General features: G+C 69.7%; 17 protein-coding genes. 11 read left to right on the top strand and 6 right to left on the bottom strand.

Annotated features, from left to right (window positions below):
* Positions 1 to 151 precede the first annotated feature (151 nt).
* Positions 152 to 367: a hypothetical protein gene (locus EBE87_RS10550; protein ID WP_120637458.1), complete on the top strand. Its 216-nt coding sequence runs from the start codon at positions 152 to 154 to the stop codon at positions 365 to 367.
* Positions 368 to 422: 55 nt separating this feature from the next.
* Here EBE87_RS10550 and EBE87_RS10545 read toward each other — a convergent pair whose 3' ends face one another.
* From EBE87_RS10545 to EBE87_RS10530, 4 genes are all read right to left on the bottom strand, one after another.
* Positions 423 to 917 (bottom strand): cupin domain-containing protein, encoded by a 495-nt coding sequence (locus EBE87_RS10545; protein ID WP_120637457.1) that lies wholly within the window; start codon positions 915 to 917, stop codon positions 423 to 425.
* Positions 918 to 1,026: 109 nt separating this feature from the next.
* Positions 1,027 to 3,216, bottom strand: a complete 2,190-nt coding sequence (locus tag EBE87_RS10540) for an amylo-alpha-1,6-glucosidase (RefSeq protein ID WP_233553114.1) — start codon at positions 3,214 to 3,216, stop codon at positions 1,027 to 1,029.
* Positions 3,217 to 3,310: 94 nt separating this feature from the next.
* Positions 3,311 to 5,494 (bottom strand): TonB-dependent siderophore receptor, encoded by a 2,184-nt coding sequence (locus tag EBE87_RS10535; RefSeq protein ID WP_158600841.1) that lies wholly within the window; start codon positions 5,492 to 5,494, stop codon positions 3,311 to 3,313.
* A 112-nt stretch (positions 5,495 to 5,606) separates the two neighbouring features.
* Positions 5,607 to 7,871, bottom strand: a complete 2,265-nt coding sequence (locus EBE87_RS10530) for a heavy metal translocating P-type ATPase (protein ID WP_233553113.1) — start codon at positions 7,869 to 7,871, stop codon at positions 5,607 to 5,609.
* A gap of 314 nt (positions 7,872 to 8,185) precedes the next feature.
* Here EBE87_RS10530 and EBE87_RS10525 point away from each other — a divergent pair, with 314 nt between their 5' ends.
* The 3 genes from EBE87_RS10525 to EBE87_RS10515 all read left to right on the top strand — a co-directional run bounded on the left by EBE87_RS10525 (position 8,186) and on the right by EBE87_RS10515 (position 10,402).
* Positions 8,186 to 8,644, top strand: a complete 459-nt coding sequence (locus tag EBE87_RS10525; protein WP_120637455.1) for a MerR family transcriptional regulator — start codon at positions 8,186 to 8,188, stop codon at positions 8,642 to 8,644.
* Positions 8,645 to 8,665: 21 nt separating this feature from the next.
* A complete protein-coding gene (locus EBE87_RS10520) occupies positions 8,666 to 9,382 on the top strand; it encodes a tellurite resistance TerB family protein (protein ID WP_120637454.1) in 717 nt (238 codons plus the stop codon).
* A 66-nt stretch (positions 9,383 to 9,448) separates the two neighbouring features.
* Entirely contained in the window at positions 9,449 to 10,402 is a 954-nt protein-coding gene (locus tag EBE87_RS10515) for an alpha/beta hydrolase (RefSeq protein ID WP_120637453.1), read from the top strand.
* 3 nt (positions 10,403 to 10,405) lie between these two features.
* On the opposite strand, the gene EBE87_RS10510 is transcribed toward EBE87_RS10515, so the two are convergent.
* The gene (locus tag EBE87_RS10510; RefSeq protein ID WP_120637452.1) at positions 10,406 to 10,873 is read right to left on the bottom strand and encodes a YybH family protein; all 468 of its coding nucleotides are present in this window, start codon (positions 10,871 to 10,873) and stop codon (positions 10,406 to 10,408) included.
* A 19-nt stretch (positions 10,874 to 10,892) separates the two neighbouring features.
* Positions 10,893 to 11,765: a Bug family tripartite tricarboxylate transporter substrate binding protein gene (locus EBE87_RS10505; protein WP_233553112.1), complete on the bottom strand. Its 873-nt coding sequence runs from the start codon at positions 11,763 to 11,765 to the stop codon at positions 10,893 to 10,895.
* Positions 11,766 to 12,089: 324 nt separating this feature from the next.
* Here EBE87_RS10505 and upp point away from each other — a divergent pair, with 324 nt between their 5' ends.
* From upp to EBE87_RS10470, 7 genes are all read left to right on the top strand, one after another.
* A complete protein-coding gene (upp, locus tag EBE87_RS10500) occupies positions 12,090 to 12,743 on the top strand; it encodes a uracil phosphoribosyltransferase (protein WP_120637450.1) in 654 nt (217 codons plus the stop codon).
* Between the two features lie 81 nt (positions 12,744 to 12,824).
* Positions 12,825 to 13,454, top strand: coding sequence for a sigma-70 family RNA polymerase sigma factor (locus tag EBE87_RS10495; protein ID WP_120637449.1), 630 nt, complete (start codon positions 12,825 to 12,827; stop codon positions 13,452 to 13,454).
* Between the two features lie 16 nt (positions 13,455 to 13,470).
* Positions 13,471 to 13,872 carry a hypothetical protein gene (locus EBE87_RS10490; RefSeq protein WP_147465027.1) on the top strand — a complete coding sequence of 134 codons (402 nt, stop codon included), beginning with the start codon at positions 13,471 to 13,473 and terminating at the stop codon, positions 13,870 to 13,872.
* The gene (locus EBE87_RS10485) at positions 13,869 to 14,300 is read left to right on the top strand and encodes a periplasmic heavy metal sensor (protein WP_120641126.1); all 432 of its coding nucleotides are present in this window, start codon (positions 13,869 to 13,871) and stop codon (positions 14,298 to 14,300) included. Before EBE87_RS10490 ends, EBE87_RS10485 begins: the two co-directional genes overlap by 4 nt.
* Positions 14,297 to 15,694: an efflux transporter outer membrane subunit gene (locus tag EBE87_RS10480; protein ID WP_120641127.1), complete on the top strand. Its 1,398-nt coding sequence runs from the start codon at positions 14,297 to 14,299 to the stop codon at positions 15,692 to 15,694. Before EBE87_RS10485 ends, EBE87_RS10480 begins: the two co-directional genes overlap by 4 nt.
* Before the next feature lie 20 nt (positions 15,695 to 15,714).
* Positions 15,715 to 17,043: an efflux RND transporter periplasmic adaptor subunit gene (locus EBE87_RS10475; protein WP_122139986.1), complete on the top strand. Its 1,329-nt coding sequence runs from the start codon at positions 15,715 to 15,717 to the stop codon at positions 17,041 to 17,043.
* Positions 17,040 to 20,135, top strand: coding sequence for an efflux RND transporter permease subunit (locus tag EBE87_RS10470; protein ID WP_120637654.1), 3,096 nt, complete (start codon positions 17,040 to 17,042; stop codon positions 20,133 to 20,135). The genes EBE87_RS10475 and EBE87_RS10470 overlap by 4 nt, the downstream gene beginning before the upstream one ends.

Here is a 20,135-nt window from a genome sequence, read left to right as displayed (position 1 = left end):
CTAAAGCGCCGCTCCGTATTCCGGACCCTGGCGCTGCCCGACCGGGCACGAATGCGCTGTTGGCGCTAAGCGCCACAGCCTTCTCAAAATCCGAGTCTTTTCTACGAGTGTTCCGGCGCCCTCGCGCGCGCCGGCCAGGGAATGCCTGATCATGATCAATTCTCGCCCCATCGACGTCGCGGGCCGCTTCGTCGGCGTTGCCGTCTCTCATGCCACCGGCTGGCGTTTCCGCGCCGTGGACCCCGTGGTGGACGACCTGGACGGCGCCACCTTCCCCACCCCGGCGGAGGCCGCGCGCGTCGCGCGTCTCGTTGCCGCACGCACCCAGGACTGGGCGCAGCCACCGGGCACCGCCAGCACGCACTGACGGCGACCCATGACAGGAAAAGGGCGCTGGCCTCGCCGCCCGCGCCCTTTCCGATTCAGGCCTTATGGATCGGGTCGATCCAGGCCACGTCTTCCGGCTTCTCCGCCGGCTCGATATCCAGGTTCACCACCACGGCCTCATTGTCGCTGCGCACCAGCACGCATTCCAGCGTCTCGTCGGTGGAGGCGTTGATCTCCTGGTGCGGCACATAGGGCGGCACATAGATGAAGTCGCCCGGACCGGCCTCGGCCACATATTCCAGCTTCTCGCCCCAGCGCATGCGGGCGCGGCCCTTCACCACATAGATCACGCTTTCCAGCGGCCCGTGATGATGCGCGCCGGTCTTGGCATTGGCATGGATATGCACCGTGCCCGCCCAGATCTTCTGCGCCCCGACGCGCGCCAGGTTGATGGCGGCGGCGCGGTGCATGCCGGGGGTCTGCGCAGTATTCTCATCCAGCCTGTCGCCAGGGATCACGCGGACGCCGGTGTGCTTCCAGCCATCCGGCGGCCCCTCCAGCGAGGAATGGTCGTGCCCGTCATGTGGCATCTGGCGCTGTCCTTCTTCCTGGCCCGCCCGGTGGCGGGGCTTTGGCGCGATGTTAAATCACGCTCCTGATAAGGTCTATTCCACCAAACCCCGAATTTTCGATGGCCAATCAGCTCGTCATGGTGGCGCGGATGTCACCCTCGCGCGCCAGCACGGCCATGCCGACTCCCTCCTCCACCCGGCGGAAGCCAATATCGATCCGCGCTTCCCCCAGCCTCAGGTTGCGCAGCGTCACCGCATGCAGAAAGGCCGGCAAGGCGGGGCGCTGGAAGCTGATGCAGCGGATCTCAGGCGCGAAACTCAGGCCGAGGCAGGACGCCATCAGCGACAGTGGCGAAACCGCTGCCCAGGCCTGCGGCGCGCAGGCCACCGGGTAAGGCGTGGGCGCATCTCCGTTGCGGCGGGGGAAGCCACAGAAAAGCTCCGGCAGCCGCCGCAGTTCCAGATGCTCGGCAGCGGCGAACATGCCTTCCAGCACCCGCGCCGCCTCGGCCCGGTAGCCGTATCGCGAGAAGCCTTCGGCGATCATGGCATTGTCGTGCGGCCAGACGGAGCCGTTGTGGTAGCTCATGGGGTTGTAACGCACCTCCCCCACCGCCAGGGTACGGATGCCCCAACCAGAGAAACTGGCGGGGTCCATCAGCGTGGCCACCAGCCGCGCCGCCCGTTCCGGCTTCGCGATGCCGGCGAAGAGTGCGTGCCCGGCATTGGAGGACCGCACCCGGCAAGGCCGGTCGGCGCCATCCAGCGCCAGAACATAGGTGCCGAGTTCCTCATCCCAGAAGGCGGCATCGAAATCCTCCCGCAGCCGGGCGGCGCGCGCCTCCAGGGTAGCGGCACGCCCGTCAAGGCCCAGGGCCCGGCCGATCCGGGCCGCGGCCTGCCAGGCGGCATAGACATAGGCCTGCATCTCGACCAGCGCGATCGGCCCTTCCGCGAGGGTGCCATCGGCATGGAAGATGCTGTCGGCGCTGTCCTTCCAGCCCTGGTTCTCCAGCCCCTGCGGCGTGCGGCGCTGGTATTCCACGAAGCCGTCGCCGTCCCGGTCTCCGGCGGAATCGATCCAGCCGAGGGCGGCCTCGATATTCGGCCAGAGATCCCGCAACAGGTCCAGGTCGCCACTGCGGTCCAGATAGGCGCCGGCCAGCATCACGAAGAGCGGCGTTGAGTCGACGCTGCCGTAGTAGCGGCCATAGGGCACCTCCCGCAGCCGCGCCATCTCGCCGGCGCGCATCTCATGCAGGATCTTGCCCGGCTCGGCGTCATTGGCAGGGTCTTCCTCCCGTGCCTGGGTGGCGGCGAGGAAATGCAGCACGCCGCGCGCGATGGCGGGGTCGAACCACAGCGTCTGCCAGGCGGTGATCAGCGCATCGCGGCCGAAGGCGGTGCTGAACCAGGGGATGCCCGCATAGGGATAGGGCCCGCCCGGCTTGTCCGTCAGCAGCATGTCGAGGTCGGCGCTGGCGCGGCGCAGCACCTCGTTGAAGATCTCGTGGGAGCTTTCCACCCGCGCCGCCCGCGCCGCCACCTGCCGCGAGGCCCGGCGGGAGGTACGCAACGCCGCATGGAAGGCGCGGTCCGCCGTCAGGGGCGCGCCGCCCGGCGGCGCCTCGGCCGCCACTTCCCGCACCGCCACCGACAGGAACAGGACGCAGCGCTGCCCCGGCTGCAGTTCCACCAGAAAGCTGGCGCCATCCGCGCCGATGCTGTCGGGTGCCGGCGCGAAGCTGAGCGTGGTGCTGCGGGTGACGTCGTCGAGCCCGGTATAGCGGAGGGTGACGCGTGCATCCTCCACCACCGGCTCGTGCATCCGGCCACGGGCCGGGCGGCTGCGGCCGCGCACCTCGAACAGATCGGCGAAGTCGGCATGGAACGTGAAATCCAGCTGCACCTGCCGTTTGTGGTGGCCGTAGTTCCGCAGGGCGATGCGCTCATGGCAGGCACCGTTCCAGATAAACTTGGTGCGGCGCAGATGTAGCCGCCCGGCTGGCAAAGGCCCGCCGGCATCGGCCGGCATCTCCGGGTTGGTCAGGTCGCAGGTCAGGGTGATGTTGTCGGGACTGACGGCCGAGCCCAGCAGCACTGGCACCTGCCCGTTCACCCGCAGCCCCAGGCGCGAGAGGTAGCGGGTATCGAGGTGGAACAGCCCTTCCGGGCTTCCGGACAGCCCATCGAGATCGCCGGCGCGGTCAAACAGGGCGAAGCTGTCGCCGTGCTTCAGGCTGCGCGGGCGACGCTCCTGCAACGAGGTCTGGGCGGCGGGACCGGGCTCGGTCTTCACCAGGGGCTTGGGTTGCACGATCAAACAAACTCCCGTCGCTGCAACAGCATGTCGAGCGCGGCGGCGGGATGTCCAGCCCCCCGGCGCGATTACGCCGGGGGTTAGCTTATTTTCACCAGATGTAGCTGACGCTACCCAGAACATTCAGCCGATTGCCGTAGAAGCAACCCGTGGTGCCCGAGCAGCGGGAGACATAGCGGGTATCCGCCAGGTTGCTGGCGGTGACGTTCAGCATCAGCCCCTTCATGCTCTCGCTGAGGCGGGACAGGTCGTAGCGGATGCCGGCATCGAAGAGGGTGGTGGAGGGCACCACCGCGCCGCCGGTGTTCACCGCCGAGGTATTTCCGAGGTAGCGCACGCCCGCACCCACCGTCAGGCCACCGATCGGCCCGGCGAGACGCGCGAGGCTGTATTCCGCGTAAAGCCCCGCGCTGTTCTTGGCGACGCCGGCGGGGCGGCGGCCGATCTCGGCGGCGGTGTTGCTCTGGGTGATCTCGGGGTCGAGATAGGTATAGGAGCCAACGAGGCTCAGGCCGTTGCCCAGCTCGGCGGTGGCTTCCACCTCCACGCCGCGCACACGGATCTGGCCGACCGAGACCTGCTGGAACACGTTCACCGGGTCCGGCGTCAGCGTGTTCTGCTGCGTCAGGTGGAAGGCCGCCACCTGGATGAAGGAGCGCAGGCCGTTCGGCTGGAACTTGATGCCGACCTCGTACTGCTCGCCTTCCAGCGGGGCCCAACCCGCGGCGATGCCGGCGGTATCCGTGCCGATCTGCGGCTGGAAGGAGCGGGCGTAGCTGGCATAGGGCGCGAGGCCGTTATCGGCCAGGTAGAGCGCGCCCACCCGCCAGGTGAAGGCCTTGTCGTTCTGGTAGCTGTGCACCCCGCCGGCATCACGGTCATCGATATCGGAATAGGCCCAGTCATGCCGGATGCCGCCCACCAGCACCAGGTTGCCCCAGCGGATCTGGTCCTGCAGGTAGAGGCCGTACTGCGTATTGACCTGCCGCACGTTGTCGTAGGGCTGGGTCAACGCCGGCACCGGGCTGCCATAGACCGGCGCGAAGAGGTCCAGGGACGGAGCGGAGGCGAAATACTGCGCGTTGCGGTAGTTCACCTGGCTGTAGTCGAAGCCCGCCAGCACCGTGTGGTTCAGCGGCCCGGTGGCGAACTGCGCCTTCAGCTGGTTGTCCACCTGGAAGGTGCCGACATCGATATTGGCGGTATAGGCGAAGCGGCTCAGCGTGCGCTGGTCCGCCTCAAGCCCGCCGCCATAGACCTGGTCCCAGTTGATCTTGCTATGGCTGTAGCGGAGGTTCTGCTGAAAGGACCAGATATTGTCGAAGCGATGGGACAGCTCGTAGCCGATGCCATACTGCGAGCGGTTGAAGCGGTCGAAATCCTCCTCGCCGGTGAAGCGGCTGCGGCTGACACGGCCGAAGGGCGTGCGCTCCACCGTTGCCTCGTAGGGCAGGAACTGGTTCCCCGAGGTGCGGTCCCGCTGGTAGTAGCCCAGCAGGGTCAGCGAGGTATCGGTGGTGGGGCGCCAGGTCAGCGTCGGCGCCAGGAAGATGCGGTTGTCCTTGACCTCATCCACCGGGGTATCGGCATCCCGCACCAGGCCGGTGAAGCCGTAGGTCCAGGTGCCGTCGCTGCTCAGCGGGCCGCTGGAATAGCCCTGGCCCTGCAGCCGGCCGAAGCTGCCGGCGGTCAGGCGCACCTCGCCCATCTGCTGCTCGGTCGGCCGGCGCTGCACCATGTTGACGAGGCCGCCGGGCGCGATCTGGCCGTAGAGCACCGAGGTCGGGCCACGCAGCACCTCGTAGCGTTCCAGGCCATAGGTCTCGAACATGGTGCCGGCATAGCCGGTGTTGTAGCGCAGGCCGTTGAGGAAGATGCCGTTGTCCTGGGCATTGAAGCCGCGGATCTGGAACCAGTCGGTGCGGCTGTCGGTGCCGTAGTTCTCGGTGCGGACGCCGGCGGTGTAGCGCAGCGCCTCGCCCATGGTCTGCGCCTGACGCGCGTCGATCTGGTCGCGCGGCACCACGGAGATGCTTTGCGGGCTTTCGATCAGCGGCGTGTCGGTCTTGGTGCCGGAGATCTGCTGCTCGGCCACGAAGCCGCGCACCGGCTCCAGCGCGCTTTCGGCGCGGCCGGTGACATCGACCATGGGCAGGACCAGCGTGTCGGCGGGCGCCTCGGCGGCCTGGGCCCAGGCGGTGACAGGCGACAAGGCCGTGGCTCCCAGCAGCCACAGCAGGCGGCCGGCCCTGGGGCCGAAAGAAGTCGGCGACATGCGGAATCTCCGGAATTGCCGGGACCGCATGGACGCGCCCGACGAAGCCTCCCTGCCCCTTAATGAGAATGCTTCGCAAATACAAGAGTCAGCGGGGGCGTGGCGGCGCCTTTCATGCCGGGCGTGGCCGCCAGGCCAGAAGCCGCAATGCGTTCAGCGTCACCAGCACCGTGGCGCCAGTATCCGCCAGGATGGCGGGCCAGAGCCCGGTGATGCCCAGCAGCGTGGTCACCAGCAGCACCAGCTTCAGCCCCACCGCCACCGCCACATTCTGCCTCACATTGGACAGGGTGGCGCGGGAGAGCTGCACCAGCTCCGCCACGCCCGCCACCTTGCCGCGCAGCAGGGCGGCATCCGCGGCCTCCAGCGCCACATCGGTGCCGCCGCCCATGGCGATGCCGACCGAGGCCGCCGCCAGCGCCGGGGCATCATTGATGCCATCCCCCACCATGGCCACCGGCCCGGCCTGCCGCAGCAGGCCGATATGCCGCAGCTTGTCGGCGGGCAGCAGCCCGGCTTCCACCTCCATGCCCAGCATGCCCGCGATGGCGGCGCCGGTGCGCGGATTGTCGCCGGTCAGCATCACCGGGCGCAGGCCCAGGCGCCGCAGCGCGGCGATGCCGGCGGCGGCATCCTCCCGCGGCTCGTCCCGCAGGGCGATCAGGACCAGGGGCAGGCCATCGGCCAGTACGGCCACCACCGTCTTGCCCTCGGCCTCCAGCATGGCGACGCGGGCATCATCCAAGGCGGCGCCGGCCTCGGCGGCATGGCGCGGGCTGCCGACCGAGATGCGCCGCCCTTCCACCACCGCCTGCACGGCACGGCCGGCCACGGCGCCGCTCTCGGTCGCGGGCGGCAGGGAAAGCCCGCGCGCCTCGGCCTCGGCCAGGATGGCGCGCGCCAGGGGGTGGGCGGATTCCTGCTCCGCCGCCGCCGCCAGCCGCAAGGCCATGTCGGCATCGGCGCCCCCCAGGGGGATCAGGTCGGTGACGCGGGGCTGGCCCTCGGTCAGGGTTCCCGTCTTGTCGAAGGCGATGCTCCTGGCGCCGCCGATGGCTTCCAGCGCCGCGCCGCCCTTCACCAGCAGCCCGCGCCGCGCCCCGGCCGAGAGGCCAGAGGCCATGGCCGCCGGCACCGAGATCACCAGCGCACAGGGGCAGGCCACCAGCAGCAGCGCCAGCCCGCGATAGAACCAGGTGCCCCATTCCCCGCCAAAGAGCAGCGGCGGCAGCAGCATGGTCAGCGCGGAGGCCGCCATGGCGCCGGGCGTCCACCAGGCGCTGAAGCGCTCGATGAAGCGCTGGGTGGGGGCGCGGGACGCCGTGGCCTCCTCCACCAGCCGCACGATGCGGGCCAGGGTGTTATCCGCCGCTCCGCGCGTGACGCGCAGGCGCAGCGCGCCATCGGTGCTGATGGAGGCCGCCACCACCGGCTCGCCCGGGCCGCGCAGCACCGGCACGCTTTCACCGGTGACGGGGCTTTCATCCATGGCTGAGCGGCCTTCCAGGATCTCGCCATCGCTGGGCACACGGTCGCCGGGGCGCAGGCGCAGGATGTCGCCGGGGCGCAGCGCGGCGACGGGCACTTCCTCCAACTCCCCGGTGGCGGTTTCACGCCGTGCCGTAGCGGGCATCAGCGCCGCCAGGGCGCGGATGCCGGCGCGGGCGCGGCCGGCTGCCACATTCTCCAGCAGTTCCCCCAGGGCGAAGAGGAAGACCACCAACGCCGCCTCCTCCGTCGCGCCGATGGCGATGGCGCCAAGGGCCGCGACGGACATCAGCGTCTCAATGGAAAAGGGACTGCCGGCACGGGCCAGCACCAGCGCCCGGCGGCCGAAAGGCACCAGCCCGGTGAGCGTCGCCGCCAGCCAGAACCAGCCGGCCAGCGCAGGCAGCAGATGCGCCAGCACCCAGGCCGCGACCACCAGCGCACCAATCAGGAAGACCAACCGCGCCTTGCCGCGCTGCCACCAGGGGGTGCCGAGGGGCAGTTCCTCCTCCTCGCCATGAGCATGCACGATGCCGCCGTGGCTGTGGGCGTGCCCATGCCCGTTCTTATGCCCATGGTCGTGATCATGGCCGCCGCCCTGCACATGCCCGCAACCGCAGCCGCCATGGCCATGCTCCGGCACTGGCCCCTCCGCCGGGGCGACAAGGCGGGCGCGGTAGCCGAGGGCATTGACCTGCCGCTCAATCGTCTCGGCCGAGGCGCCATCCTCCGCCCGCCGCAGGCTCAGCCGCTCGGCCATCAGATTGACGCGGATATCGGTGATGCCAGGCAACCGGCCCACGGCCTTCTCCACCTTGGCGACGCAGGCGGCGCAGTCCATCCCCTCCACCCGCCAGGCGAGTGTCTCCGCCTCCGTCTCCCGTGCCATCGCCTGCCTCCAATCCTTGTTCGACGGCATGTGTTATGGGACCTCCAGGGACTGGAGGTTCAAGAGGAATGAGATCAATTAGTTAATTGTCACAAACCCTGGGTCAGTCGGACCTGACGAAGGACAAGCCCCAGATCTGTGACAGCGGGTTGTTATGTTGCGTCGTGCGAGATGCAGCGACGGCCTCTTCCGCCAGGGTCAAGACAATGCGCCCATCCAAAGCCTTTTAGGAAGCTTACTCGGCCGCAGGCCCCGAATTCAAAATCCTGTCCGGCCCCCTATCTGAAAGGCTGTCAAAAACCGGATGTCCTGGCATGACGACCTTCTCCATTGGTGACCTCGCGCGCCTGACCGGCACCAATGTCCGCACCATCCGCTACTACGAAACAGTCGGGCTGCTGCCGGAGCCACCCCGTACCGCCGGCAACCAGCGCCTTTACGCTGAGCCGCACCGCCGCCGCCTCGCCTTTATCCGCCATGCCCGCGACATGGGCTTCTCCATGGAAGCCATCCGCGACCTGTTGCGTCTGGCAGAGGCCGGCCCCGACACTCCCTGCGCCGATGCCGATGCCATCGCGCGGCAACAGCTTGCCGCCGTCAGCAGCCGCATCGCCCGGCTGCAATCCTTGAAGACGGAGTTGGAGCGGATGCTGGAAGTCCACGGCGACACGGTCGGCCAGTGCCGTGTCATCGAGGTGCTGGCGGATAGCAGCCACGCCCATTGTCTCGACCCCAGCCATGGTCGCGCGGAGGCAGATATTGATTTTCTTTAATCTTATCCCGATCTGAAGAGCATGATCGACGCCAAGTCCCTCCTCGACCGCTTCCTCGGCCCTGACGGAAAGGGCACCGGCCAGCTCGGTGGCCTGCTGAAAAAGGCCACGGGTGGGCAGGGCGCGTCACGCCCTGGCACCGGGCTGCCGGGCGGCATTCCCGCCGGCTTTCTGGGCGGCGCCGGTGCCGGCGGGCTGATCGGGCTGCTGCTGGGCGGCAAGAAGAAGAGCAAGGGCATCGGCGGCGTGCTGAGCCATGGTGGCGCCGCGGCGCTGGGCGCGCTGGCCTACCGCGCCTACCAGAACTGGCAGCAGGAGCAGGCGCGCGGCGCCCCGCCGGCCAATGACAGCTTCCTGCCGGAACGCCCCGCCGCCGACGGGCAGCCCTTCGCCCTGGCGCTGGTGCACGCCATGATCGGCGCCGCCAAGGCCGATGGCCATATCGATGCCGCCGAGCAGCAGGCCATCTTCGCCCAGGTCGAACAGGCCGGGCTGGATGCTGAGGCCAAGGCACTGGTCTTCGACGCGCTCTCCCGCCCCGCCGACCTGGACGCCATTGCCGCCAGTGCCCGCACGCCGGAACAGGCGGCGGAACTCTTCCTCGCCAGCCGCTTGGCCATCGACCCGGACAACCCGGCCGAGCGGACCTATCTCGATGCCCTGGCACATCGGCTGAAGCTGCCGCCAGGCCTCGCGGCGCGTCTCTCGGCCGAGGCGGATGCAGCCGGCGGCGGCTGACCGTCTGGTGCCGAAACGGAAGCTCTGCCAAGCTGCCCGCCCCAAGATACCGGAGCGCGAGCCGCGATGACCGACCTGCCCCCTGCCCCCCAGCCTGACCCCGAGGTTCTCGCGGCGCAGGAGACCTTCCGGCAGCGCGGGCTGGCCAATGGCGATATCCTGACCCAGCCTGTCGCCGAGGCCCGTGCCACCACCTACCGCTACCAGGCCTTCCTCAACGAAGGCGGGCCGGAAGCGGAGATTTCCAACCATACCTTGCCCACCACGCCGCCGACCCCGGTGCGCATCTACCGCCCCAAGGGCAAGACGGGCGTGCTGCCGGCCTACCTGCATGTGCATGGCGGCGGCTTCGCGCTGGGCAATATTGACACGCTGGACCGCTGGAAGCGCGAGGTGGCGGAACAGGCCGGCGTGGTGGTGGTCGGCCTGGAATATGCCCTAGCGCCGGAGCACCCCTACCCCACGGCGGTGGAACAGATCGTCGCGGTAATGCGCTGGCTGTGGTCGGAAGCCGCCAACCTGGGCATTGACCCGGAGCGGATCGGCATCGGCGGCGATTCCGCCGGCGGCAACGGCGCGCTGGCGGCGCTGCTGCGGCTGCGCGATGGCGGCGAATGGCAGCCGCGCCTGGGCGTCATCGTCTATGGCATGCTGTCCACCGACCATGACACGCCCTCGCACCACGAGTTGGGTGACGGGCGCTTCGGGCTTTCCACTGCGCGGCTGGACTGGTTCTGGAAACACTACCTCGCCGATACGCCGCGCGACGATGCCGGCGCGGCGCCGCAGAACGCGCCGGTGGAAGGCCTGCCGCCGCTGCTGCTGATCGCCGCCGGGCTGGACCCGCTGCTGGACGACACGCTGAAGCTGGTCCAGCGCCTGACGGAAGCCGGCATCCCGCATGACCTGAAGGTCTATTCCGGCGTGCCGCACGGCTTCCTGGGCCAGACCAGCCTGCTGACCAAGGCGCGGCAGGCGCAGGCCGATGTGGTGGCGGCCATCAACCGCCACCTGGGGTAAGCCCTAACTGCGCGACGGCTTGTTGCCGTGCGAGACATCGGGCGTGCCCCGGAACAGCGACATATGGGTATGCGTCGCGATCCAGGGCTCGCCCACCTTCTCCCGCGCGAAGGAACAGGTGGCGCGGCCCTTGCGGTCGAAAGGCTTTCCATCCGGCAGGTAGCCGGTGGAATCCCACACCGCCATGCCGACGGCGAAGAGCCGGTCCGGCGAAACCAATGCCTGCACGTCGTCCAGCCGCCAGGTGAAGCCGTCGATGGTCGGCCAGACCTTGCGCCACTGGTTGGCCTCGGCATTGTCGCGGCCGGGCACGAAGTTGCTGTAGGTGCCGAAGGCGATGAAGTCATCGGCGAAGAGATGCCGCGCCGCCGCGAAATCCACGGCCTGGACATGGTCCGAAAGCTCGCGGAACCAGTCGCGCACCAGCGCGTGGTCCTGCGGATCGACGGGGGCGGTAGCCTGGATGCTCATGCGGTCTTCCTGAACTTTCTTATTGCGGCTCGAACTTCGCGACGCGCAGCAGTTCGGCGCTGTGCCGGACATCCTGCGCGATGGCGGCCTCGATCTCGGGAATGGTCTCGCGCACCGGCTCAAATCCTTGCCCCGCCAGCCGCCGCACCATCTCCGGCTCGTGCAGCCCCTCGACGATAGCGGTGTTGATGCGTGCCGCAATCTTCGGCGGCAGGCCACGCGGGCCCCAGACGCCGTACCAGGAATAGAATTCAAAACCCGGCAGGCCGGATTCCGCCAGCGTCGGCAGTTCCGGCGCCAGCGGCGTGCGCGCGGGCGTGGCGATGCCGAGGCCGCGCAACTGCCCGCCGCGGATCATCGGCAGCGTCGCCAGCACGGGGTCGAACATCAGTTGCACATTGCCCGCCGCCACATCGGTCAGCGCGGGGGCGGAACCGCGATAGGGCACGATCTCGATCCCGGTGCCGGCGGAGCGGTTGAACTCGATGCTGGCCAGATGCCCGGCGGCGCCGAGGGAAGACGTGGCGAAGGACCATTTCCCCGGCTGCGCCTTCGCGGCGGCGATGACCTCGGCCAGGGTGGTTTCCGGCCGGCGCGGGTCCATCACCAGCACGCAGGGGCCGCGCGCGCTGCGTGCCAGCGGCAGGAAATCCCGCACCGGGTCGTAGGGCACGTCCTTCATGACGTGGCGCGCCATGGGGTGGATGGAGGCGGAGCCCATGATGGTATAGCCATCCGCCGGCGCCTGCAGCAGAAGCTGCCCGCCCAGCGTGCCGCTGCCGCCCGGGCGGTTCTCCACCACCACGGTCACGCCCAGCCGCTCCTGCAGCTTCATGGCCGCCAGCCGCGCCATGGCATCGGTGGCCGCTCCGGGGGTGTAGGGCACGATCATGCGGATAGGCCGGTTAGGCCAGGCGCCACTCTGCGCCCACACGGCGGGGGACGCCAAGGCCGCGAGGCCGGCAGCCAGGCCGCCTCTCCGCAAGATGTCTCGACGCTTCATGGTCCGGCTCCCTACTGGCCGCGCCATGGGCGCGGCAGAGGACCACATCGTTGCCGGGAGTTCAGTAAATGCGCAACGCGATTCGTTCTATGGAAAATTCCACGGAACGTTTCGCACGAAACTTCCAAACCAACATGGGTCTGGACATGGCAGCCGTCGTGACGGAAGAGCAGCCCCCAAAGCCGCCCCCCCCTGACAGGAGAACCCTTTTCCATGGCCGAGCCCCCCGCCCAGACACCGAAGCAAGTGACGGTCATCGGCCACCCGCTGGTGCAGCACAAGCTGACCCTGATGCGGCACAAGGACAGTTCCACCGGCAAGTTCCGCCAGCTGGCGCGCGAGATCAGCCTGCTGATGGCCTATGAGCTGACCCGCGACCTGCCGCTGGAGACGCGCGAGATCGAGACGCCGATGGAAACCATGCAGGCGCCCATCCTGGCGGGCAAGAAGCTCTGCATCGTCTCCATCCTGCGTGCCGGCGACGGTATCGCGGAAGGCATGCTGGACCTCGTCCCCTCCGCCCGCGTCGGCCATATCGGCCTCTATCGCGACCCCAAGACGCTGGAGCCGGTGGAATACTACCTGAAGCTGCCCGAGGACGTGGGCGAGCGGCTGGTGATCGTGGTGGACCCCATGCTGGCCACCGGCCATTCCGCCGCCGCCGCGCTGACGCGGCTGAAGCAGGCCGGCGCCACCCAGCTGCGCTTCGCCTGCCTGCTGGCGGCCCCGGAAGGCATGAAGGTGCTGACCGAGACGCATCCGGACGTGCCGGTCTTCACCTGCTCCATCGACCGCGAACTGGACAGCCACGCCTATATCCGCCCTGGCCTGGGCGATGCCGGCGACCGGCTCTACGGCACCAAGTAACAACCGATACAAAATTTCTGCGTTTGATGGCATGGGTTGCGCGCTGGCTCGCCGTATCACCGGGGAGAACAACGGCAGCCCATGTTTCTTTCCTTCCTCCTGGACGCGGCCCCCGGCCGGATCGAGCCCGCCATCGCGCCTCGTGCCGAGACTTCCGCCATCCTGCAACGTGACCGCAACGGCGCGAGTGACGAGACGCTGATCGCCTGGGCGGCGGATGGCGACCGCCTGGCCTTCGACCAGCTCTCGCTGCGCCACCTGCCCCGGCTCTACAGGCTGGCGTATCGCGTCACCGGGGATGCCGCCGCCGCCGAGGACGTGGCGCAGGAGGCCATGCTGCGCGCCTGGCAGGCCGCCGGGCGCTTCGACCCTTCAAAGGCGCGCTTTTCCACCTGGCTGCACCGCATCGCCACCAACCTGGCCATCGACCATGCCCGCGCCGCCGGCCGCGTGGCCCCCGCGCCTTCCGAGGATACCCCGGCCCCGGAGGCCGACCCGGAGCAGCGCGCCGCCACCCGCCAGCAGCGCGCCATGCTGGCCGGTGCGCTGGACGAGATGCCGGCGCGGCAGCGGGCCGCCCTGGCCCTGTTCTACGACGCCGAGATGCCGGGCGCCGAGGCGGCGGCGGCGCTCTCCGTCTCCCCCCGTGCGCTGGAAGGGCTGCTGCGGCGCGCGCGGCACTTCCTGGCGGCACGGCTGGGTGGTGGCTGAGGAGGCCCCGATGCGCATGTCCCGTTTCGAACACCTGCTGGACGCCCATGGCGCCGACCTCGGCCGCTGGCCGCCGGCCGAGGCGCAGGCCGCCCGCGTCCTGCTGATGGCCTCCCCGGAGGCGCAGGCGCTGCTGCACCGCGCCGCCACGCTGGAGGATGCCCTGCGGGAGAGCCGCGCCCTGCCCGACGCCGCCACCCTGGCCCGGATGCGGACGCATGTGGCCGGGCGGGTGGCCCGCATGCCGCTGCCGGAACGCCCCGGCGCCCTGGCCTGGCTGCGGCCGCTGCTGCCCTTCGGCGGCGGCGCCCTTGCGACGCTGCTGGCCTGCGGCCTCTGGCTGACCTTCGCCCCCCTTTCCGAGGCGCCTGATTTCAGCGCCCCGCGCCAGATCGCGATGATCGAGAGCACCGAGTGACATCTTCTTCCGCAAAGCTGATCCTAAAGGCGGCGCTGGGTGCGTCGCTGGCCCTGAACCTCGTCTTCGGCGCGCTGCTGTTCTGGCCCGACGCGGGCCGGCCGCATGGCGTGCGCGGCCTGCAGGCGCGGATGGAGCGCGTGCTCGGCCCCGAGGACCGCGCCACCTTCCACCGCGTGATGGAGGAAAGCCGCCCGCGCTGGGAGCCGCTGCGGCGCGACATGTGGCAGGCCCGGCCGCAGGTGGGCCGCGCCATCGGGGCCGAGCCCTTCTCCGAGGAAGCCCTGCGCGCCGCCATGGCCGAGGGGCGCCACCGCTGGGCGGCCTTCAGCGAAGCCTATGAAGACAGCCTGGCCCGGGCCACCGCCGCGATTTCGCCCGAAGGCCGGCGCAGGCTGCTGGCCGACATGCCCGAGAATCGCGAATGACCACCGCCGTCCGCCTCCCGGCCGCCGGCTTCCTGGCCCTGCTGGCCCTGACCGGCTGCGCCATCCGGCCCGAGGCCACGCCATCCGGCCTCACCCTGCCCAGCAGCTTCCGCGATGCCGCCGCGCGGCAGCCGGCCCAGTGGCCGGACCCCGACTGGTGGCGCGGCTTCAATGCCCCGGAACTGAACCGGCTGATGGAGGAGGCCAGCCAAGGCGCCTTCGACATCGCCGTCGCCGCCGCGCGGGTGCGGCAGGCCGATGCCCAGGCGCGCATCGCTGGTGCCGCGCTGCTGCCCACGGTCACCGGCGGGGCAGATGCCTCCCGGCGCCAGACCGGCGGCGGCAACCGGCGCACGACTTCCTACGACCTCAGCCTCTCGGCCAGCTACGAGGTCGATTTCTGGGGCCTGAACCGCAACACGGCGGCGGCCGCACGCCTTTCGGCCCAGGCCAGCCGCTATGACGCCGCCACGGTGATGCTGACCACCCAGTCCAGCGTCGCGAATACCTATTTCGACATCCTGACGACGCGCGAGCAGTTGCGGGTGCAGGAAGAGAACCTGCAGGCCGCGCGGCGCATCCTGTCCGTCATCCGCTCCCAGGTCGCGGCGGGGGTAGCCACCGGGCTGGACCTGGCGCAGCAGGAAACAGTGGTGGCGCAGCAGGAAGCGCAGTTGCCTTCCCTGCGGCAGAGCATCGCCCAGAGCATCAATGCCCTGGCCGTGCTGGTCGGCCGCCCGCCGGAGGATGTGCAGGTGCTGCCCGGTGGGCTGGACACCCTGCGGGTACCCGCCGCCGCCCCCGGCCTGCCCGCCGAGCTGCTGGCCCGCCGCCCGGATGTCTGGTCGGCGGAAGCCAGCCTCGCGGCCGCCAATGCCGATGTCGCCGCCGCCCGCGCGGCGCTGCTGCCCAGCGTCACGCTCTCGGCCCAGGGCGGCTTCAGCAGCCTCGTGCTGGGCACGCTGCTGCGGCCGGAGGCGCAGTTCTGGTCGCTGGCCAGCAGCGTGACCCAGACGATCTTCGACAACGGCGCCCGCCAGGGCCGGGTGGAACTGAGCCGTGCGCAGCAGGAGGAGCTGGTGGTGGAATACCGCCGCGCCATCGTCGCCGCGCTCAGCGATGTGGAGGATGCGCTGGTGGCGCTGCGCGAGACCACGGCGCAGGAAGACCTGCGGCGGGAAGCCGCCAGCCGTGCCCAGCGCGCCTCCGACATCGCGGAAGCGCAGCTTCGCGCCGGCACCATCAACCTGATCACGCTGCTGAACACCCAGCAGACGCTGTTCACGGCCCGCAACCAGCTGGTGCAGGCGCGGCTGCAGCGCCTGCAGGCCGCGGTCGGCCTTTTCCGCGCCCTTGGCGGCGGCTGGCAGCCCGGCGCGGCCAGGCGGCCCTGACCTTTCCCCGAGGAAGCCTCATGTCTCGATTTTTCCGTTTCCTCGTGATGCTGCTGGTGCTGGCCGCTGTGCTGGCCGGCGGCTGGTGGTGGTGGCAGCAGCGCTCGGCGGCGCAGGAGGCCGGCAACAGCGCCCCTGCCGCCGTTCCCGGCAGCCGGCGTGGCGGGCGTGGCCCTGGCGGCGGCCCCGGTGCTCCCGGCGCCGTGGCCATTCCCGTCACCATGACCACCGCCGAGCAGCGCGACCTGCCGCTGACGCTCGATGCGCTGGGCACCGTCTCCGCGCTCGCCAGCGTGGTGGTGCGGCCGCAGGTGGAAGGCCAGCTCATGGAGCTGCTGTTCCGGGAGGGGCAGGAGGTAAAGGCCGGCGACATCCTGGCCCGCATCGACGACCGCACCTACCGTGCCGCCCTGGCCCAGGCCGAGGCCAAGAAGGCCTATGACGCCGCCCAGCTGGCCAATGCCAAGGTGGACCTGGCGCGCTACCAGCAGCTGCTCTCCGCCAGTGGCGTGACGCGGCAGCAGGTGGATACCCAGCGCGCCCAGGTGGCGATGTTCGAGGCGCAGATCCAGCAGGACCAGGCCGCCATCGACAGTGCCAAGACACAGCTCGACTACACTGTGATCCGTTCCCCCATCGATGGGCGCGTCGGTTTGCGGCAGGTTGATCCCGGCAACATCGTGCGTTCCTCGGATGCCGAGGGTCTTGTCACGGTCACGCAGCTACGGCCCATTGCCGCCACCTTCAGCCTGCCGCAGCAGGAGCTGCCGCGGCTGCTGCGCGCCATGGCCGCGGGCCCGGTGCCGGTGGAAAGCATCCCCGCCCAGGCCAGCGACCCGGTGGAGCGCGGCACCGTGCTGACCGTGGACAATGCCGTGGATGCCGCCACCGGCACCGTGCGCGTGAAGGCTACCTTCCCCAATGACAGCGGGCGGCTCTGGCCGGGCGCCTTCGTCAACCTGCGCATCCGCATGGAAGTGATCCAGGATGCGGTGGTGGTGCCGCTGGTGGCGGTGCAGCAGGGCCCGCGCGGCGCCTATGCCTTCGTGGTGAAGCCGGACAACACGGTGGAGATGCGCGACATCGTGCTCGGCGCCGTCACGCAGAGCGAGGCGGCGGTGCGCCAGGGCCTCGCGCCCGGGGAGCAGGTGGTGACCTCCGGCGCGCTGCGGCTGAATGCCGGCAGCCGCGTCACGCCCGCCGAGCCGCAGACGGCGGCGCCCCGCGCCGCGCCGGCAGCGGGTGCCGTTGAGCCCGGCCAGCGCCGGCGCGACCCGCCGCAGCCTGGTGCTGCCCCGGCGCAGCCGCCGGCCACTGCCCCTGGCGCCACCACGGGGAATGCGTCGTGAATATCTCCGCCCCCTTCATCTCCCGCCCGGTGGCCACCACGCTGCTGGCCATCGCGGTGCTGCTGGCGGGGGTCATGGGATATCTGCGGCTGCCGGTCTCGGCCCTGCCCATCGTGGATTTCCCGACGATCGAGGTCAGCACGCAGATGCCCGGCGCCTCCGCCGAGACGGCGGCGCTGCTGATCACGGCGCCGCTGGAGCGGCAGCTGGCGCAGATCTCCGGCCTGTCCAGCATGTCGTCGGTCAGCGGGCCGGGCATCAGCCGCATCACGCTGCAATTCGCGCTGAACAAGAGCATGGACGAGGCGACGCAGGACGTGCAGGCGGCGCTGGACGGCGCGCGCGGCACCCTGCCCTCCAACCTCCCCTACCCGCCCGTCTATTCCAAGGTGAACCCGGCGGACCCGCCGATCGTCACCCTAGCGCTCACCTCCGACACCCTGCCCATCGCGCGGCTCTCGGATACCGCCGATACGCTGCTGGCGCAGAAGCTGGCGCAGATCAGCGGCGTCGGCCGCGTGACGGTGCAGGGCAACATGCGCCCCGCCGTGCGGCTGCGCATCGACCCGGCGCGGCTGGCTGCCTATGGCCTGGGCATGGAGGCGGTGCGCACCGCCGTCACCAATGCCAACCTGAATTCGCCGAAGGGCTCGCTGGACGGGCCGCGCCAGTCCTCCACCATCCTGGCCAATGACCAGATCACCACGCCGGCCGAGTTCGCCGATGTCATCATCACCTACCAGAACGGCGCGCCCGTGCGGCTGCGCGACGTGGGTGAAGCGGTGGAGGCGCTGGAGAATGCCCGCAACGGTGCCTGGCACAATGGCCACGAGGCCATCCTGATCGACGTGCAGCGCCAGCCGGGCGCCAATATCGTCGATACCGTCTCCCAGATTCAGGCCATCCTGCCGGAGCTCCGCACCGCCATCCCGGCTGGCGCGCGGCTGGAGATGGTGTCGGACCGCACCGAGACCATCCGCGCCAGCGTGCATGAAGTGCAGTTCACCCTGGTGCTCTCCGTGGCGCTGGTGGTGGGGGTGATCTACCTGTTTCTCGGCAGCCTGCGCGCCACCTTCGTGCCGGCGGTCTCGCTGCCGCTCTCCATCATCGGCACCTTCGCGGTGATGTCGGCGATGGGCTATTCGCTCGACAATCTTTCCCTGATGGCGCTGACCATCGCGGCGGGCTTCGTCGTGGACGATGCCATCGTGATGATCGAGAACATCGTCCGCCTGATGGAGGAAGGAAAGAAGCCGCTGGAAGCCGCCTATGAGGGCTCGCGGCAGATCGCCTTCACCATCGTCTCGCTGACGCTGTCGCTGATCGCGGTGTTCATTCCGCTGCTGTTCATGCAGGGCGTGGTGGGCCGGCTGTTCCGCGAATTCGCGGAAACGCTGACGGCGACGGTGCTGGTCTCCATGGTCGTCTCCCTCACCCTGACGCCGATGATGTGCGCCCTGGTGCTGCGCGACCCGAAGGACAGCAAGCCCGGTCTCGCCGCCCGCTGGACCACGCGTTCCTTCGACTGGCTGCGGGACCGCTATGGCAGCGCCCTGGCCTTCACCATGCGGCACCAAGTGGCGACGCTGCTGGTGGCCGCCGCCAGCGTGGCGCTGACGGGCTGGCTTTACGTCGTGATGCCCAAGGGCTTCCTGCCGCAGCAGGATACCGGCCTGGTGGTGATCAATACCGAGGCGCCGCAGGATGTCTCCTTTGCCCGACTGGTCGAGATGCAGGATGCGATGGCGGCCGTGGTGGCGCAGGACCCGGCGGTGGCCTCGGTGGCCTCAGTGGCGGGTTCCGGCACGCTGAACCCAGCGCAGAACACCGGCCGCATCACCGCCGTGCTGAAGCCGCGTGACGAGCGCGATGCCGATGCCTTCGCCGTCATCGCACGGTTGAAGGACGCCATGGCGCGGGTGCCCGGCATCGTCGGCTACCCGCAGGCGGTGCAGGACATCCAGATCGGTGCGCGGGCCGCCACCACGCAGTACCAGTATGTGCTGACCGATGCCGATGCCGACGAGCTGGCCCAATGGGCGCCGCGCCTGCTGGAAGCCCTACGCGCCCGGCCTGAACTGCGCGATGTCGCCAGCGACCAGCGCAACGAGGGCCTGCGCATGGCGGTGCAGGTGGACCGCGACCGTGCAGCGCGGCTCGGCATCTCCATGCAGGCGGTGGTCAACGCGCTCTACGACGCCTATGGCCAGCGGCAGATTTCCACCATCTATGGCCAGAGCAACCAGTACCGCGTGGTGCTGGAGGCCAGCGACCGCATCCGCACTGATGCCTCGGCCATTGGCCAGCTTCGCATCACCGGCGCCAATGGCCAGGTGCCGCTGGCCGAGATCGCCAGCGTCACCCGCACCAACGGCCCGCTGCTGGTGACGCGGGAGAACCAGTTCCCCGCCGTCACCCTCTCCTTCAACCTGGCGGAAGGCTATGCGCTGGGCGCCGCGGTGGAGGCGGTGCGCGCGGCGGAGGCCGAGCTGGGCATGCCCTCCACCATCGCCGGGCGCTTCACCGGGGATGCGGCGGAATTCACCAGCTCCCTCGCCGGGCAGCCGCTGCTGATCCTGGCGGCGGTGGTGGTGATCTACCTCGTGCTGGGGATGCTCTACGAGAGCTTCATCCACCCCATCACCATCCTCTCCACGCTGCCCTCCGCCGGCATCGGCGCCTTGCTGGCACTGGAGCTTTTCGGGATGGACCTTTCGGTGGTGGCGCTGATCGGCATCATCCTGCTGATGGGCATCGTGAAGAAGAACGCCATCATGATGATCGACTTCGCGCTGGAGGCGCAGCGCGACCATGGCATGGCCCCACGCGAGGCCATCCGCGAGGCCGCCCTGCTGCGCTTCCGCCCCATCATGATGACCACCGCCGCCGCCCTGCTGGGCGCCCTGCCGCTGATGCTGGGCAGCGGCACGGGGTCGGAGCTGCGTCAGCCGCTGGGCGTCTCCATTGTCGGCGGGCTGCTGCTCTCCCAGGTCATCACGCTCTTCACCACGCCCGCCATCTACCTGGCCATGGAAGGTGCGCGGGCGCGGTTCGAGCGCTGGCGGCAGCCGAAGCCGGCGGCGGCGGAATAA

This window comes from Teichococcus wenyumeiae (assembly GCF_003696345.1).
In the GTDB taxonomy this organism is placed as follows: Bacteria; Pseudomonadota; Alphaproteobacteria; order Acetobacterales; family Acetobacteraceae; genus Pseudoroseomonas; species Pseudoroseomonas wenyumeiae.
The sequence above is the reverse complement of the archived record's forward strand: the minus strand, read 5'-3'. Positions and strand labels throughout refer to the sequence as shown.